The organism is Streptomyces sp. NPDC001904 (assembly GCF_040297005.1).
Lineage (GTDB): Bacteria > Actinomycetota > Actinomycetes > Streptomycetales > Streptomycetaceae > Streptomyces.
On record NZ_JBEOYI010000019.1, the window covers coordinates 19,255 to 35,573 of the forward strand.

General features: G+C 70.7%; 15 protein-coding genes and 1 riboswitch. Of the genes, 7 read left to right on the forward strand and 8 right to left on the reverse strand.

Annotation, left to right across the window (positions count from 1 at the left end):
* Positions 1-33: 33 nt before the first annotated feature.
* The gene (locus ABT127_RS26595) at positions 34-1,482 is read left to right on the forward strand and encodes an MFS transporter (RefSeq protein ID WP_351454883.1); all 1,449 of its coding nucleotides are present in this window, start codon (positions 34-36) and stop codon (positions 1,480-1,482) included.
* 71 nt (positions 1,483-1,553) lie between these two features.
* Entirely contained in the window at positions 1,554-1,841 is a 288-nt protein-coding gene (locus tag ABT127_RS26600) for a hypothetical protein (protein WP_351454886.1), read from the forward strand.
* Here the strand turns inward: ABT127_RS26600 and ABT127_RS26605 are convergent.
* The 5 genes from ABT127_RS26605 to thrC all read right to left on the reverse strand — a co-directional run bounded on the left by ABT127_RS26605 (position 1,820) and on the right by thrC (position 6,923).
* Entirely contained in the window at positions 1,820-2,533 is a 714-nt protein-coding gene (locus tag ABT127_RS26605; RefSeq protein ID WP_351454889.1) for a DUF6215 domain-containing protein, read from the reverse strand. The genes ABT127_RS26600 and ABT127_RS26605 overlap by 22 nt on opposite strands.
* A gap of 150 nt (positions 2,534-2,683) precedes the next feature.
* Positions 2,684-4,309 (reverse strand): chaperonin GroEL, encoded by a 1,626-nt coding sequence (gene groL / locus ABT127_RS26610; RefSeq protein ID WP_351454892.1) that lies wholly within the window; start codon positions 4,307-4,309, stop codon positions 2,684-2,686.
* Between the two features lie 316 nt (positions 4,310-4,625).
* Positions 4,626-4,832 carry a cold-shock protein gene (locus ABT127_RS26615; protein ID WP_005486335.1) on the reverse strand — a complete coding sequence of 69 codons (207 nt, stop codon included), beginning with the start codon at positions 4,830-4,832 and terminating at the stop codon, positions 4,626-4,628.
* A gap of 422 nt (positions 4,833-5,254) precedes the next feature.
* The gene (locus tag ABT127_RS26620; RefSeq protein ID WP_351454895.1) at positions 5,255-5,530 is read right to left on the reverse strand and encodes a MoaD/ThiS family protein; all 276 of its coding nucleotides are present in this window, start codon (positions 5,528-5,530) and stop codon (positions 5,255-5,257) included.
* Between the two features lie 85 nt (positions 5,531-5,615).
* Entirely contained in the window at positions 5,616-6,923 is a 1,308-nt protein-coding gene (gene thrC, locus ABT127_RS26625; protein ID WP_351454897.1) for a threonine synthase, read from the reverse strand.
* Positions 6,924-6,941: 18 nt separating this feature from the next.
* A riboswitch (SAM riboswitch) is annotated at positions 6,942-7,071 on the reverse strand.
* 149 nt (positions 7,072-7,220) lie between these two features.
* Here thrC and ABT127_RS26630 point away from each other — a divergent pair.
* The 3 genes from ABT127_RS26630 to ABT127_RS26640 all read left to right on the forward strand — a co-directional run bounded on the left by ABT127_RS26630 (position 7,221) and on the right by ABT127_RS26640 (position 11,660).
* Positions 7,221-8,168: a glucosyl-3-phosphoglycerate synthase gene (locus ABT127_RS26630; RefSeq protein WP_351454900.1), complete on the forward strand. Its 948-nt coding sequence runs from the start codon at positions 7,221-7,223 to the stop codon at positions 8,166-8,168.
* A gap of 38 nt (positions 8,169-8,206) precedes the next feature.
* Positions 8,207-10,192, forward strand: coding sequence for a DUF7927 domain-containing protein (locus ABT127_RS26635; protein WP_351454903.1), 1,986 nt, complete (start codon positions 8,207-8,209; stop codon positions 10,190-10,192).
* An 88-nt stretch (positions 10,193-10,280) separates the two neighbouring features.
* Positions 10,281-11,660 (forward strand): alpha,alpha-trehalose-phosphate synthase (UDP-forming), encoded by a 1,380-nt coding sequence (locus ABT127_RS26640; RefSeq protein ID WP_351454906.1) that lies wholly within the window; start codon positions 10,281-10,283, stop codon positions 11,658-11,660.
* A gap of 7 nt (positions 11,661-11,667) precedes the next feature.
* On the opposite strand, the gene otsB is transcribed toward ABT127_RS26640, so the two are convergent.
* From otsB to ABT127_RS26655, 3 genes are read right to left on the reverse strand one after another with little or no spacing between them, the layout of a single operon-like run.
* Positions 11,668-12,495 carry a trehalose-phosphatase gene (gene otsB, locus ABT127_RS26645; RefSeq protein WP_351454909.1) on the reverse strand — a complete coding sequence of 276 codons (828 nt, stop codon included), beginning with the start codon at positions 12,493-12,495 and terminating at the stop codon, positions 11,668-11,670.
* Between the two features lie 18 nt (positions 12,496-12,513).
* The gene (locus ABT127_RS26650; RefSeq protein ID WP_351454912.1) at positions 12,514-12,750 is read right to left on the reverse strand and encodes a DUF3263 domain-containing protein; all 237 of its coding nucleotides are present in this window, start codon (positions 12,748-12,750) and stop codon (positions 12,514-12,516) included.
* Between the two features lie 10 nt (positions 12,751-12,760).
* Positions 12,761-14,023 (reverse strand): ABC transporter substrate-binding protein, encoded by a 1,263-nt coding sequence (locus ABT127_RS26655; RefSeq protein ID WP_502971786.1) that lies wholly within the window; start codon positions 14,021-14,023, stop codon positions 12,761-12,763.
* A gap of 170 nt (positions 14,024-14,193) precedes the next feature.
* On the opposite strand from ABT127_RS26655, the gene ABT127_RS26660 reads away from it, so the two are divergent.
* Both ABT127_RS26660 and nagA read left to right on the forward strand, forming a co-directional pair.
* Complete coding sequence (locus ABT127_RS26660) at positions 14,194-15,147, forward strand: ROK family protein (protein WP_351454915.1); 954 nt, start codon at positions 14,194-14,196, stop codon at positions 15,145-15,147.
* Positions 15,147-16,283: an N-acetylglucosamine-6-phosphate deacetylase gene (gene nagA, locus ABT127_RS26665; protein WP_351454918.1), complete on the forward strand. Its 1,137-nt coding sequence runs from the start codon at positions 15,147-15,149 to the stop codon at positions 16,281-16,283. Before ABT127_RS26660 ends, nagA begins: the two co-directional genes overlap by 1 nt.
* Positions 16,284-16,319 lie beyond the last annotated feature (36 nt).

The following is a 16,319-nucleotide window of genomic DNA, read 5'->3' on the forward strand; positions in this document are numbered from 1 at the left end:
TCCTTCGGAAACGGGACAGAAAGGACCGCTGCCATGACTACTCGCACTTATCCGTCGCTGCGCGCGGCGTGGATCCCCCTGGCAGCGCTCTGCCTGGCCTTCTTCGTCGAGATGGTCGACAACACGCTGCTGTCGATCGCGCTGCCCACCATCGGCCGGGACCTCGGCAGCGGGACCACCGCGCTGCAGTGGGTCACCGGCGCCTACTCCCTGACCTTCGGCGGCCTGCTGCTCACCGCGGGCTCCATGGCCGACCGGCTCGGCCGCCGCAGAGTGCTGCTGATCGGCCTCGCCGTGTTCGGCGCGCTCAGCCTGTGCGTCGTCTGGGTCACCACCGCCGGCCAGCTGATCGCCCTGCGCGCCGCGCTCGGCATCGCCGCCGCGGCCATGGCCCCGATCACGAACTCCCTGGTCTTCCGGCTCTTCGACGACAAGGCGCTGCGCATGCGCGCCATGACCGTGATGATCGTCGTCGGCATGTCCGGCTTCGTCCTCGGCCCGCTGCTCGGCGGCACCGCCCTGGCCCACGTGCGCTGGGAGTGGCTGCTCGTCGTCAACGCCCCGATCGCCCTGATCGCCTGCATCGGCGTCCGGCTCGGCGTCCCCGCCGACCGCCCCGAGGACCTGACCAAGGACCGCCTCGACGTGCCGGGCGCCGTCCTGAGCGTCGCCACCATCGGCCTCGCCTGCTACTCGCTGACCAGCGGCGTCGAGCACGGCTGGCTCTCCGCGGCCACCCTCGCCTCGATCGCCGGAGCCGTCGTCGCCGCCGTCGCCTTCGTCGTCCGCGAGCGCCGCACCAGCGCCCCGATGCTCGACCTGAACGTGTTCCGCAGCGGCACCGTGCGCGGCGCCGCCCTCGCCCAGATCGGCACCTCGATCGCGATGGCCAGCGTGATGTTCGGGCTGATCCTGCACTTCCAGTACGCCTACGGCTGGAGCCCGGTGCGGGCCGGTCTCGCCAACCTGCCGATCATCGTCACCATGCTCGTCGCGACCCCGCTGTCCGAATGGCTCGGCCGCCGCTTCGGCCACCGGATCGCGTGCCTGGTGGGCGCGGCCTGCCTGGCCGGTTCCCTGGCGGGCCTGTCCTGGGGCGTCGAGCACGGCTACGCGGTCATCGCCGCCTGCATGGTCCTGATGACCGTGGGACTGCGGACCGTCATGACGATCTGCGCCGTCGCGCTCGTCGACGCCATGCCCGCCAACCGCACCTCCATCGCCGCCGCGCTCAACGACACCGCGCAGGAGGTCGGCACCAGCGTCGGCACCGCCATGGTCGGCACGCTGATCGCCGCCCTGGTCACCACCACCCTGCCCAGCGGCGTCTGGAGCAGCGACCTCGTCGCCTCCTTCTTCCACGGCGAGCGGATCACCTACGCCGTGCTCGCCGTCGTGGTCGGTGTGATCGCGGCCGTCGGCGCCGCGAGCCTCACCGACTCCCACAGCGTCGAGGAGGCCCCGGCCGAAGAGCTGGTCTGACGAGGCAGGACGGTGCAGCGCGCGGAGCCGCTCGACATGCGGCCCCGCGCGCTTCGCCGCATCCTGGCCCCATGGCTGACAGCACCTTTTCCAAGATCTCCTGGACCGAGTTCCGTCCCGACCAGCGGCGGCTCACCGTCGGCGCGGGCCTGACCGGCGCCGGCATGCTCGTCGCCGCCGCGGGCGTCGGCGTCCTGGTCTACGAGCTGGCCCGCGCGGGCCGCTCCTGGACCGGCAGCTGGGAGGTGCCGCCCGCCGAACTGGCCCAGCGCGCCCTCCGCCACGCCCAGACGGCGGCGACGAGCGCGGGCCGGGCCGGCCGGGACGCCTGGGACAGCTACGAAGAGGGCGCGTCCTGAGGCAGCGTCGACCCTGAGTCGAAGCCCGGGACCACCGGGAGCACGTGCGTGGCGATGTCCAGGAGCACCGTCCGGTCGGGGTACCCGCCGTGGTTGCGCCAGACCGCCAGTTCGTAGGAGCCGCCGCGGTCCTTCGGGTCGAGCGCCACGACCACGGCCTCCGCGGGCACGCCCTGCGTGCTCTTGGCGTCCTTGCCGTCCAGGCGGAAGCTGATGCCCATGGTCTGCGTGGAGTAGAACACCGCGGGGCGCCGCAGCACCTTCTGCGGGTGCGCGTCGGACCCCAGGTAGCTCTCGGACCCGGCCACCGGCATCTTGTCGTAGGACGCCGCGATCGTCACCGTGTACGTGTCGAACTCGATCCGCGCCGACCGGTACGGGGTCTTCACCAGGCCCGAGCCGAGCGACCCGTCGCCGCTGCCGCTCGCGCTCTTGGGCAGTTCACCGGGTGTGCCGAGCCACGTCGCCAGCTCGGGCTGGTTCAGCGCCTTGCACAACTGGGCCCCGTACACCCGCCCGGCCGCCCGGTCCCCCTTCTCGGCGGCCCCGCCGGAACACACGGCGGCTTTCTCGGCAGGACTCGTCCCACCGTCCGCCTGCTCGTTCTGCACCCAGAACCCGAGGCCGAGCGCCCCCACGACCGCGAAGGCCGCTATCGCCTGCCCCCACGCATTGACCGGCTTCTCTTCCATGTCCCCCACCCCGTCATTGATCAAATCGCAGACGGACATTAGCGCCCCGTAAGGGGCGCGACCAGCCCCGACAGCGGGAAAGCAAAAAAACGAGGGCGGCACCCCCGAAGGGATACCGCCCTCGCCGAAGGACAGGCTGAACCGTCAGGCTCAGAAGTCCATGTCACCGCCCGGCATGCCACCACCAGCGGGAGCGGCACCCGCCTTCTCCGGCTTGTCGGCGATGACGGCCTCGGTGGTGAGGAACAGCGCGGCGATCGACGCGGCGTTCTGCAGCGCGGAGCGCGTCACCTTGGCCGGGTCGAGGATGCCCTCGGCGATCATGTCGACGTACTCGCCCGTGGCGGCGTTCAGACCGTGGCCGACGGCCAGGTTCCGAACCTTCTCCACGACGACGCCACCCTCAAGGCCGCCGTTGACGGCGATCTGCTTGAGCGGGGCCTCCAGGGCGAGCTTCACGGCGTTGGCGCCGGTCGCCTCGTCACCCTGCAGCTCCAGCTTCTCGAAGACCGCGGAGGCCTGGAGGAGGGCCACGCCACCACCGGCGACGATGCCCTCTTCGACGGCCGCCTTCGCGTTGCGAACGGCGTCCTCGATGCGGTGCTTGCGCTCCTTGAGCTCGACCTCGGTCGCGGCACCGGCCTTGATGACCGCAACACCGCCGGCGAGCTTCGCCAGGCGCTCCTGCAGCTTCTCGCGGTCGTAGTCGCTGTCCGAGTTCTCGATCTCGGCACGGATCTGGTTGACGCGGCCCTGGACCTGGTCGCTGTCACCGGAGCCGTCGACGATCGTCGTCTCGTCCTTGGTGATGACGACCTTGCGGGCGCGGCCGAGCAGGTCGAGACCGGCGTTCTCCAGCTTGAGGCCGACCTCCTCGGAGATGACGGTGCCACCGGTGAGGATGGCGATGTCGCCGAGCATGGCCTTGCGGCGGTCACCGAAGCCCGGGGCCTTGACGGCGACGGACTTGAAGGTGCCACGGATCTTGTTGACGACCAGGGTCGACAGGGCCTCGCCCTCGACGTCCTCGGCGATGATCAGCAGGGGCTTGCCCGACTGCATGACCTTCTCGAGCAGCGGAAGGAGGTCCTTCACGTTGCCGATCTTCGAGTTGACGATCAGGATGTACGGGTCCTCCAGCGAGGCCTCCATACGCTCCATGTCGGTGGCGAAGTACGCCGAGATGTAGCCCTTGTCGAAGCGCATGCCCTCGGTGAGCTCAAGCTCGAGACCGAAGGTCTGCGACTCCTCGACGGTGATGACGCCTTCCTTGCCGACCTTGTCCATCGCCTCGGCGATGAGCTCGCCGATCTGGGTGTCGGCGGCGGAGATGGAGGCCGTCGAAGCGATCTGCTCCTTGGTCTCGACCTCCTTGGCCTGCTCGAGCAGCGCACCGGAGACGGCCTCGACGGCCTTCTCGATGCCGCGCTTGAGGGCCATCGGGTTGGCACCGGCGGCCACGTTGCGCAGACCCTCGCGCACCAGGGCCTGGGCCAGGACGGTCGCGGTCGTCGTGCCGTCACCGGCGACGTCGTCCGTCTTCTTCGCGACCTCCTTGACCAGCTCGGCGCCGATCTTCTCGTACGGGTCCTCGAGCTCGATCTCCTTGGCGATGGACACACCATCGTTGGTGATCGTGGGGGCGCCCCACTTCTTCTCGAGGACGACGTTGCGACCCTTGGGGCCCAGGGTCACCTTGACGGCGTCGGCGAGCTGGTTCATGCCGCGCTCGAGGCCGCGCCGTGCCTCCTCGTCGAACGCGATGATCTTGGCCATGTGAAGTGGTCCTCCCGGACGGGGTGGAAACGCAAACGGACCGTGCTGGTGCCCGCGACGGACGGCCCTTGAGCCTTGTGGTTCCTTGCCCCACCCGGCTCCCGGACCTCACCGACCCGATCCAAGTTCTGTCACTCTCACTCGGAGAGTGCTAAGCCCAATGATTAGCACTCGGCCCATGCGAGTGCAAGCGGCTATCACAGATCGGGCGGTGGTGCGCGCCCGCGCACGGCAGCACGAAGGGCCCGCCCCGGCGAACCGGGAGCGGGCCCTTCATGGACCGTACGAAGCTTGTGTGCTGCAGTCGGTCGATCGCTCAGCCGGCGGCCAGGCGGACCATGTCGGCCTGCGGCCCCTTCTGGCCCTGCGAGATCTCGAATTCAACTCGCTGACCCTCTTCGAGGGTGCGGTAGCCGTCCATCTGAATCGCGCTGTAGTGGACGAAAACATCCGCACCACCGTCGACCGCGATGAAGCCGTACCCCTTCTCCGCGTTGAACCACTTGACGGTGCCCTGAGCCATGCCTAACTCCCCTATTACTGGCCCTTGCGCGAGTCCGCACTTCGCGGACCCGGGTCAGACCTCACGCCCCAAAGGGTTTGGGGGTGTGCGCCGGAACGCGTCGACCGCGGCTGAATGTATCTGCCCAACTGCCGTCTGCAACAGGTCAGTCGGACGAGAATTCTGGGCACGCATGATCGCGGAAACCGGGCCAACTGCATGGATCCCAGGGCAAGTCGGGCCGCACAAATGCCATAAAAGGCCTGAATGGGCGGGACACATTGGCTGCTTCTTGTCGCGCTTCGGGCGGGAACTCATATGCGCCCGTCATGGCATCACGTTCGGAATCGAACCAGCTTCCCCAACTGTACCGCGCTCAACCATGCAGAATTGCCCCCTCCGCTTTCCTCGCGGAGGGGGCAATTCGGATGACTCTGTGTGTGTCAGCCGCCGGCGACGGCGGGAATGATCGAAACTCCGGCGCCGTCGGGCGTGGCGGTGTCGAGGCCCTGCTCGAAGCGGACGTCGTCGTCGTTCACGTACACGTTGACGAACCGGCGCAGCTTGCCCTGGTCGTCGAGGACGCGGGCGGCGATCCCGGTGTGGTTCTTCTCCAGGTCGGCGATGACGTCGGCGAGCGTGGCGCCCTCGGCGCTGACCTCGGCCTGACCGCCGGTGTAGGTGCGGAGGATGGTGGGGATCCGGACGGAAACGCTCATGGGTTCACCTCGGTCTTTTCAGCCCCTCCGGCGTTTGAGGAGCGGGGTCCGGGGGCGGAGCCCCCGGCTACGGGAAGGGGCGGATCTACTCGGCGGCGAGCCCGGCGGCGCGGAACGCCTCCAGAGACGGCCGGATGGTCGCGGTGGCCTGCGACGACTCGGCGACGGCGTCCAGGGTCTTGAGCCCGTCACCGGTGTTCAGCACGACGGTGGTGAGCGACGGGTCGATCAGCCCGGCCTCGATGAGCTTCTTGGTGACGCCGACGGTCACGCCGCCCGCGGTCTCCGCGAAGATGCCCTCGGTCTGCGCGAGCAGCTTGATCGCTTCGACGACCTGCTCGTCGTCGACGTCCTCCACGGCGCCACCGGTGCGGCGCGCGATGTCGAGGACGTACGGCCCGTCGGCCGGGTTGCCGATCGCGAGCGACTTGGCGATCGTGTTCGGCTTCTGCGGCCGCACCACGTCGTGGCCGCCCTTGTACGCGACCGAGACCGGGGAGCAGCCCTCGGCCTGGGCGCCGAAGAGCTTGTACGGCTTGTCCTCGACGAGGCCGAGCGCGATCAGCTCCTTCAGACCCTTGTCGATCTTCGTGAACTGCGAGCCGGACGCGATCGGGATGACCAGCTGGTCCGGGAGCCGCCAGCCCAGCTGCTCGCAGATCTCGTAGGCGAGCGTCTTGGAGCCCTCGCCGTAGTACGGGCGCAGGTTGACGTTGACGAAGCCCCAGCCCTCGCCCAGCGGGTCGCCGATGAGCTCGGAGCAGAAGCGGTTCACGTCGTCGTAGTTGCCCTCGATGGCGACGAGGTCACCGCCGTAGACACCGGCCATGACGACCTTGCCCTGCTCCAGGTCGTGCGGGATGAAGACGCAGGAGCGGAAGCCGGCGCGGGCGGCGGCGGCGCCGACGGCACCCGCCAGGTTGCCGGTGGAGGAGCAGGACAGGGTGGTGAAGCCGAAGGCGCGCGCGGCCTCGATGGCCTGCGCGACGACCCGGTCCTTGAAGGAGTGCGTCGGGTTGCCGGAGTCGTCCTTGACGAACAGCTTGCCCTGCTCGACGCCGAGTTCGCGGGCGAGGTTGTCGGCCTTGACCAGCTTGGTCCAGCCGGGGTTCAGGTTCGGCTTCTCGGCGACGTCGGCCGGGACGGGCAGGAGGGGGGCGTAGCGCCAGATGTTGGCGGGGCCGGCCTCGATCTGCTTGCGGAGCGCCTCGGGATCGCCGGCCGGCAGGTCGTAGGCGACTTCCAGAGGCCCGAAACACTCGACGCAGGCGAAGACCGGACCGAGCGGGACGGTGGCGCCGCACTCGCGGCAGGAGAGGCCCGAAGCGGGTCCGAGGTCGACGGCGGCGTTCGTCGAAGCGGTGGTTCCGGTCGCGACAGTCTGTACAGCCATGAGAGGCGAGGCCCTTTCTCCTCATCTTCCTCGCGACGCATCTCGCCGCGAGACGGAATTGGCACCGTCCCCACCGTGACCTCGTCGGTCGGCGGGAGGGTTGCCGGGGCTTCAACGGGCCGTATCCCTCTGCCCCTCTGGATGAGCGGTATTCGATTGTGTGGATGGAGTTGTACGGGCTCGTCGACCCCGACATGCGATGGTCACGGACCCTGTTCAAGACTGTAACTGAAGGGGTGGACCCTTGAGATAGTCGTCCGAACCGCGAGATGGATCACAAACGGGAGGGCCTTGGCCGTGCTGGAAGAAGTCGAGGGCTGGCTCAAGCGGCGCTCCTGGTCCGTGGCCGACCGCCCCATGGCCCGGCTGATCGCCGCGAAGCGGGCGTCGGGCCGGACGGTGAGCGTCGTCCTGCCCGCGCTGAACGAGGAGGAGACGGTCGGGGAGATCGTCTCGGTGATCCGGCGCGAGCTGATGACGGAGGCGGTGCCGCTGGTCGACGAGATCGTGGTCGTCGACTCCGGCTCCACGGACCGCACCTCCGAGGTCGCGGCGGCGGCCGGGGCGCGCGTCGAGCACCGGGACACGATCCTGCCGCGGATCCCGGCCCGCCCCGGGAAGGGCGAGGTGCTGTGGCGCTCGCTGCTCGTCACGTCCGGTGACATCGTGTGCTTCGTCGACGCCGATCTGAAGGAGTTCTCGGCGGACTTCGTCTCCGGCATCGTCGGCCCGCTCCTCACCGACCCGGACGTGGACTTCGTGAAGGCCATGTACGACCGCCCGCTGGGCGAGGCGGCCGGACAGGGCGGCCGGGTCACCGAGCTGATGGCCCGGCCGGTGCTCAATCTGCACTGGCCCCAGCTGGCCGGATTCGTCCAGCCGCTGGGCGGCGAGTACGCGGCCCGCCGGAGCCTGCTGGAGCGGCTGCCGTTCCCGGTCGGCTACGGGGTGGAGCTGGGGCTGCTGGTCGACGCGCTGCACACCGTGGGCCTGGACGCGCTCGCCCAGGTCGACGTCGGTGTCAGGAAGCACCGGCACCAGGACGGGCAGGCGCTCGGCCGGATGGCGGCGGCGATCTACCGCACGGCCCAGCTGCGGCTCGCGCGCGGGCACCTGGTGCGGCCGGTGCTGACCCAGTTCGAGCGGGGCGCGGACGGCTTCGAGCCGCGGGTGCACTCCGTGGACACCGAGGAGCGGCCGCCGATGACCGAAATCAGTGAGTATGCGGAGCGTCGCGTCGCTTAATCACGGGATAATACGGTCTTTTCCCTACATTGCTCCGTATGTGGCTGAGACAGGTACAGAGCACCTTGGCGGCGCTTGCCGCCACAGCAGCGGCCGCCGCGACCCTCGTCGCCGCGGCCGCTCCCGCGTCCGCGGTCGTGGTCGAGCCGTTCGCCCAGCGCTACGACGAGGCCGTCTACGGCGACTTCATCACGCTGGGCAACACGGTGATGCAGTGTCCGTCCACGCCCGCCGACGACGCGACGCGCTGCCGGGCGGCGCAGGCCGGGACGACCTCGGAGAACAACAACCAGTTCGACATGCAGTACACGGACACCGCCGGGTTCGGCACCTCCGTGACCAACTCCTCGACCGGGCAGGTCACCGTCCCGCCCGGCGCCACCGTCGCCTACGCCCGCCTGTTCTGGGGCGGCAACGACGGCACGTACAAGCTGGGGAACAACCAGATCACGCGCTGCGACACCGCGGGCCTCGCCACCTCGCCCGCCGGTGACCCGCTCACGCAGCAGCCGCTGGTCAGGGTCGGCGGCGGCACCGCGACCCGGGCCACCGTGCAGAACGCGGTGCGCACCCCGGCCGCGGTCGGCGGCCCGCACTACTACACCGCGGAGTCCGACGTCACCGCGCTGTTCGCGGGCGTCACCACCGGCACCCCGGTGCCGGTCGCGGTCGGCGACATCTGGGCGCCGACCGGCAAGGGCTGCGTCGGCGGCTGGTCGCTGACCGTCGTCTACAAGTACGACGGGCCCAACGAGCAGTACGCGCCCTCCCGCCGCAACGTCTACATCTACGGCGGCCACGTGGTGCAGCAGTCCAAGGACCCGGACACCACGATCGGCATCGACGGCTTCTACCGCGCGGGCAACAAGGACGTGCGGGCGAGCGTGACCGCCTACGAGGGCGACGCGAACGTGGCCGGTGACGCGTTCCTGGTCAACGGCACACAGATCGCCGACCCGGACAGCGGCGGCGCCGCCACCAACTTCTTCAACAGCCGCGCCGAGGGCTGCCTCGACCCGTGCGAGGGCAACAACTTCAGCATCGACGCGAAGACCGCGACGATCCCCTCCAGCGTCATCCCGGAGGGCTCGACCTCCGCGAACCTGACCTTCCGCACGCGGGGCGACACCTACGTGCCGTCGGCGCTGGCGTTCTCGGTGCCGGTGCCCGACCTGGAGGTCAGGAAGACCGCGTCGCCGAAGAAGGTCAGGCCCGGCGGCAAGGTGACGTACACGGTCACCGCCAAGAACATCGGCGGCGTCGACTACCCCGGCGCCAAGTTCGCCGACGACCTGTCCGACCTGCTCGACGACGCGACGTACAACAACGACGCGAAGGCGAGCACCGGCACCGTCACCTACGACCGGCCCCGGCTGAACTGGACCGGCACCGTGCCAGAGGGGAAGACGGCGACGATCACCTACAGCGTTACCGTCGACGACCCGGTCGGCGGTGACGGCAAGCTCACCAACAACGTCACCGCCGACACCCCGCGCACCAACTGCGACGACACCTCGACCGACCCGAACTGCGGCGCCGCCCCCACCATCGAGGAGCCGCCGCCGGCGCCGCCGCAGCTGGTCGTCACCCTCCCCGACCTGCCGGACAGCCCGCCGCCGGGCGACACCGTCGTCCCCGTCGTCATCCGCAACCCGGCCTCCGTCCCGCAGAAGACGGAGATCACGGACGAGGACGGCACCGTCCACGGCATCACGGTCCCGGCGCACGGCCAGGTGAAGGTCCCGCTGCGGGTGAAGGTCCCGAACACCCCGGGCGCGAAGGTCGTACGCCATCTGACGGTCCCGAACAGCAACTGCGCGGCGGGCACCGGCCCGCGGTGCACGATCACCTTCACCGTGGGCCGCGTCCAGGCCAGGCCCACGCCGCCGCGACCCAGGCCGCAGGAACCCGAGCTGGCGGCGACCGGCGCGGACGTCCCCGTCCTGCTCTACGGCGGGCTGGCCCTGTCGCTGTGCGGGCTCGGCGCGCTGGTCCTCTCGGCGGTCCGCCGCCGCAAGGACTGACCTGCGCCGGAGGAGTTGTATACGGCCGGGTCCCCGTCGGGACCCGGCCGTACGTTTGAGGGTCCGGGGGGCGGGCTAGTTTCGCCTTATGGCTTCCACGCATGGTGCTGCTGAGGTTCTCGTCGCGTCCAACCGCGGCCCGGTCTCGTACGTCGTCGGGGACGACGGCTCGGTCGAGACGAAGCGCGGGGGTGGCGGACTGGTCTCCGCGCTCAGCGTCGTCGAGGACAAACTCTGGGTCTGCGCGGCGCTCGACGACGGCGACCGGGCGGCGGTGCGCCGGGGCGTCACCGAGCCGGGCGTGCGGATGCTCGACATCGACGCCGACGTGCACGCCGACGCGTACAACGGGATCGCGAACTCGGTGCTGTGGTTCGTGCACCACATGCTCTACCAGACGCCTCTGGAGCCGTCGTTCGGCCCGGAGTTCCGCCGCCGGTGGGCCTCCTACGAGGAGTACAACCGGGCCTTCGCCGAGGCGCTGGCCGAGGAGGCCGCGCCGGGCGCCACCGTCGTCGTCCAGGACTACCACCTGGCCCTGGTCCCCGGGATGCTCCGCGAACTCCGTGACGACCTGCGCATCGGGCACTTCTCGCACACGCCGTGGGCGCCCGTGGACTACTTCCGGATGCTGCCCGACGACATCGCCGAGCAGTTGCTGCGCGGGATGCTCGGCGCGGACCGGCTGGCCTTCCTGACCCGCCGCTGGGCGGACGCGTTCACCGAGTGCTGTACGCGGATCATCGGGGGCACGTCGGGCACCCGGGTCGGGGTGCACGGGCTCGGCGCCGACGCCGACTTCCTGCGCGAACGCTCGCACCGGCCCGACGTCGAGGAGCGGCTCGCCGCCCTGCGCGAGCAGATCGGGCCCGGCCGCAAGACCGTGGTCCGGGTGGACCGCACCGAGCTGTCCAAGAACATCGTGCGCGGCCTGCACGCGTACGAGCTGTTCCTGGAGACGCATCCCGAGTGGCGGGAGAAGGTCGTCCACGTCGCGTTCGCCTATCCCTCGCGTCAGGACCTGGCCGTGTACCGCGACTACACCGCGGAGGTCTCGCGGGTCGCCGACGCCGTCAACGCGCGCTTCGGCACCGAGGGGTGGACCCCGGTCGTCCTGCACGTGAAGGACGACTTCGCGCGCTCGCTGGCCGCGTACCGGCTCGCCGACGTGGCCCTGGTCAACCCGATCCGTGACGGCATGAACCTCGTCGCGAAGGAGGTGCCGGTGGTCTCCGACGACGGGTGTGCGCTGGTGCTGTCGCGGGAGGCCGGGGCGTTCGAGGAGCTGGGCGAGGACGCGCTGGTGGTGAACCCGTACGACGTCTCGGCCACGGCTTCGGCGCTGGCCGACGCGTTGGCCATGCCGGCCGACGAGCGCGCCGAACGCACCAAGCGCCTGTCGGCAGCGGCCACCGCATTGCCGCCCGGCACCTGGTTCCTGGACCAGCTGCACGCCCTCCGCGACTGAGTTTCCGTCAGGTGGTGGGCAAGGTGCGGGACAGGTCGGTCAGGAAGGTGACCAGTTCGGCCGGGCCGGGGACCGTCAGGTCGGCGCGGGTGGCGAGGTCCGGGACCTCGGTGCCGCTGCACACCAGGAGACCCGGCATCCCGTCCGAGCGGAGCTTCTCGACGGCGGCGAACGCCGGGAGATCCCCGAGATCGTCCCCGGCGTAGAGGACGGACTCGGCCCCCACCTCACGGACGTACTCGGTGAGCGCCACCCCCTTGTCGACCCCGGGCGGCCGCAGCTCCAGAACCATCCGCCCGGGCTCGACCACCAGCCCGTGCCGGGCGGCGAGATCGGACAGCGGCCCCTTCAGCGCCTCGAAGGCGCCCTGGGGGTCGGAGGCACGCCGGGTGTGCACGGCGACGGCACGCCCCTTCTCCTCGACGTACGTGTCGTGCCACAGCCCCGCCTCGGCGAGCACCCCGGGCACCGCGGAGCGCACGGCGGCGACCCCGGGATGCGGCGCGGGCGCGTGCACGGTGCCGGTGACGGCGTCCCAGCGCTCGGCGCCGTAGTGCCCGAGAACGACGAGGTGTTCGAGCCCGGGCACCCCGGCGAAGTCCCCGAGCCGGACGGCCACCCCGGCGGGCCGCCCGGTGACGACGGCGACCGAGGCGACGCGCGGCGCGAGCGCGGCGAGCGCCGGTACGGCACCGGGCTGGGCCCGGGCCTGTTCGGGGTCGGGCACGATCGGGGCGAGCGTCCCGTCGAAGTCGAGGGCGATCACGGCCCGGGAGGGCCGGGCGACTATCGCGGCGATTCCGTCACGGCCGGCGGCGGTCCTGATGGCGTCCATGAACCGACCTTAGCCATCTCAGCGCTCCCGGCGCTTGGCCTCCCGCACGCGGCGCAGGCGGTTCACGGTGACCGGCGCGGCCGCCAGCGCCCGGGGATCGTCGATCAGGGCGTTCAGGAGCTGGAAGTAGCGCACGGGCGCCATGTCCAGCTCCTCGCGGACGGCCCGCTCCTTGGCGCCCGGTGAGGCGAAGGAGCGCCCCTCGAAGGCGAGCACGGCACGTTCACGGTCACCGAGGGCGGGCTGCTCGTCCATGCCCGCCACGCTACTCGGCGGACTCGGCGGCCGCCGCCTCGCTCTGGAGCCGGCCGAGCACGGCGGCCGGGCTGCCGTGCGGGGAGACGGCGGAGCCGATCTGCTGCTTGATGCCCTCGCTGACGCTCGCCCAGGACGTGTTGCCGACGGGATACAACTCGGAGTCGCCGAGGCTCTTGAGGAACGGCCAGAGCTTCTTGTCCTCGCCCGCCGACGCCATGGTGCCCGAAGCGCTGCTGGTGACCGGCAGCAGGTCGTACTCGCGGGAGAAGTCGAGGACGTTCTGCTCGCTGTAGACGTAGTTGAGGAAGTCGCCGGTCTCCTTGGCGTGGCCGTTCTGCTTGAACGCCATCATCCAGTCGGCGACGCCCATCGTGGACTTGGCGGGTCCATTGGGTCCCGGCAGCGGCACGGTGCCGTAGTCGACGCCCTTGGCGGCGGCCATCTGCATCAGCGTCGGGTGGCCGTTGAGCATGCCGACCTCGCCCTTGGCGAAGGCGGCGAACGCGTCGGCGCGGTTGAGCCCGGCGGGCGCGGTGGAGCCGGTCAGGCCCTTGCCGACGAGGTCGTCGCGGAGCCAGTCGAACGTCGCGATGTTCTGCTTGGAGTCGAGGGTGTAGGAGCCGACGTCGTCGGTGTAGCCGTCGCCGCCGCTCAGCATCCAGATCATGGTCTCGGCCTGCGCCTCTTCACGGCCGAGCGGCAGCGCGTAGGGGATCTTCACGCCCTTGGCCTTGAGCGCGCTCGCGTCGGCGGCCAGCTCGCTCCAGGTGGCGGGCGGGGTGAGACCGGCGTCCTTGAAGAGCTTCTTGTTGTAGAAGAGCAGGCGCGTGGATGCGGCGAACGGCATGCCGTACTGCACGTTGTTGACCTGCCCGGCGTCGGACAGCTGCGGCAGGAAGTCGGCCTGGGTGGGCACGTTGAGCAGCTTGCCGACCGGGTAGAGCTTCCCGGCCGCCGCGTAGTCGGAGTAGGCGCCTATCTGGGCCATGTCGGGGGCGTGTCCGGAGTCGACCAGCTTCTTGACCTTGGCGTCGACGACCTTCCAGTTGTAGACGTCGACGTCCACCGTGACACCCGGGTGGTCCTTCTCGTACGCGCCGGCCAGCTCGTCCCAGTACTTCTGCGAGCTGTTGGCCGCGGAGTCGCCGTAGTCGGCCGCGACCAGCTTGAGGGTGACGTCGTCCGAACCTGTGCCCCCGCAGGCGGTGAGCGTGCCCGCCATGCCCAGTGCGGCCGCAGCCGCGATCAGACCGGTGATGTGCCGCTGCACCGTGTGTCCCACCCTCGCACTCGGGAATCCGCTAGTCGGACACAAGGTCTACACCACCTAGATCTCGTATCGGCAACGAGGCCGGTCAGGGGGGCCAGAAGGGTTCAGGGTCACAAGATCCCTGCAAGTGGACTAGACCTGTTGCGGGTCGACGCGCGACACTGTGCTCCGTGAGACATGTCATCGCCCTGGACGTGGGCGGCACCGGAATGAAGGCCGCCCTGGTCGGGGCGGACGGCACCCTGCTGCATCAGGCGCGCCGGGCGACGGAGCGCGAGCGGGGTGCCGACGCGGTCGTCGCATCGATCCTCGACTTCGCCGCCGAGCTGCGGGCCTGGGGCGAGGAGCACCTCGGGGAGCCCGCCGTGGCCGCCGGGGTCGCCGTCCCGGGCGTCGTCGACGAGGCGGCCGGCATCGCGCTGTTCGCCGCCAACCTGGGCTGGCGCGACGTGCCGATGCGGGCGCTGCTCAGCGAGCGGCTCGGCACGGTCCCCGTCGCCCTCGGCCACGACGTGCGCACCGGCGGGCTCGGCGAGGGCCGGCTCGGCGCGGGCAAGGACGCCGACCGCTTCCTGTTCCTGCCGCTGGGCACCGGGATCGCCGGCGCCATCGGCATCGACGGGCGCATCGAGCCCGGCGCGCACGGCTCGGCGGGCGAGATCGGCCATGTGGTCGTGCGGCCCGGCGGCATCGACTGCGGCTGCGGCCAGCGCGGCTGCCTGGAGCGGTACGCGTCCGCGAGCGCCGTCACCCTCGCCTGGCAGGACGCCTGCGGCGACACCACGGCGACCGCCGCGGACTGCGCCAAGGCCGTCGACGCCGGGGACCCCCGGGCCGTGCGGGTCTGGCAGGACGCGGTGGACGCGCTCGCCGACGGCCTGGTCATGGCGCTCACTCTGCTGGACCCGCGCACCCTGATCATCGGTGGCGGTCTGGCCGAGGCCGGGGAAACCTTGTTCACACCCCTGCGGGCGGCCGTCGCCGAGCGCGTGACGTTCCAGTCGCTGCCCCGAATCGTCCCGGCCGTCCTCGGGGACAGCGCCGGGTGCCTGGGCGCGGGACTGCTCGCCTGGGACCTGCTCGACCACACCGCAGCCACTGGATCCTCGGAGGTAACCGCCTGATGGCCACAGCAAAGGTGCTCGCCGGTGCCCGGGTGGTACTGCCCACCGGGACCGTCACCGACGGCCGCGTCATCGTCGACGGCACGCAGATCGCCGGGAGCGCTCCCGCGAACGCCGAGACCGTCGACCTCGCCGGCCACTGGGTGGTGCCCGGCTTCGTCGACATGCACAACCACGGCGGCGGCGGCGCGTCCTTCACGTCCGGCACCGTCGACGAGATCCTCAAGGGCATCCACACCCACCGGCAGCACGGCACCACGACCGTCGTGCCGTCGTTCGTCACCGGCGACATGGACTTCCTCGTCCAGCGCGCGGGCCTGCTCTCCGAGCTCGCCGAGCAGGGCGAGATCGCGGGCATCCACTTCGAGGGCCCGTTCATCTCGCCGTGCCGCAAGGGCGCCCACGACGAGACGCTGCTGCGCGACCCCGACCCGGCAGACGTGCGCAAGCTGATCGACGCCGCGCGCGGCCGGGCCAAGATGGTCACGCTCGCCACCGAACTGCCCGGCGGCATCGACTCCGTACGGCTGCTCGCCGAGCACGGGGTGATCGCCGCGATCGGCCACACCGACGCCACGTACGAGCAGACCGTCGAGGCGATCGACGCGGGCGCCACGGTCGCCACCCACCTGTTCAACGCGATGCCGACGCTCGGCCACCGCGCCCCCGGCCCGATCGCCGCCCTCCTGGAGGACGAGCGCATCACGGTCGAGCTGATCAACGACGGCACGCACCTGCACCCGGCCGCCCTCGAACTCGCCTTCCACCACAAGGGCGCCGGGAAGGTCGCGTTCATCACCGACGCGATGGACGCCGCCGGGTTCGGCGACGGCCGCTACATGCTCGGCCCGATGGAGGTCGAGGTGAAGGACTCCGTGGCGCGTCTGGTGGAGGGCGGCTCCATCGCGGGCTCGACGCTCACCCTGGACCGCGCGTTCAAGCGGGCCGTCACCGTCGACGGGCTGCCGGTCGAGGACGTCGTACGGGCCATCTCCGCCAACCCGGCGCGGCTGCTCGGCGTGTTCGACACCGTCGGCTCGCTGGAGCCCGGCAAGGACGCCGACCTCGTGGTCCTGGACGAGGAGTTCGAGGTCAAGGGCGTGATGCGCAAGGGCGAGTGGCTGGTCGCCCCGTAACTCATCGTGCGAGCACGGCGGTTGGCTTGAGGTCTG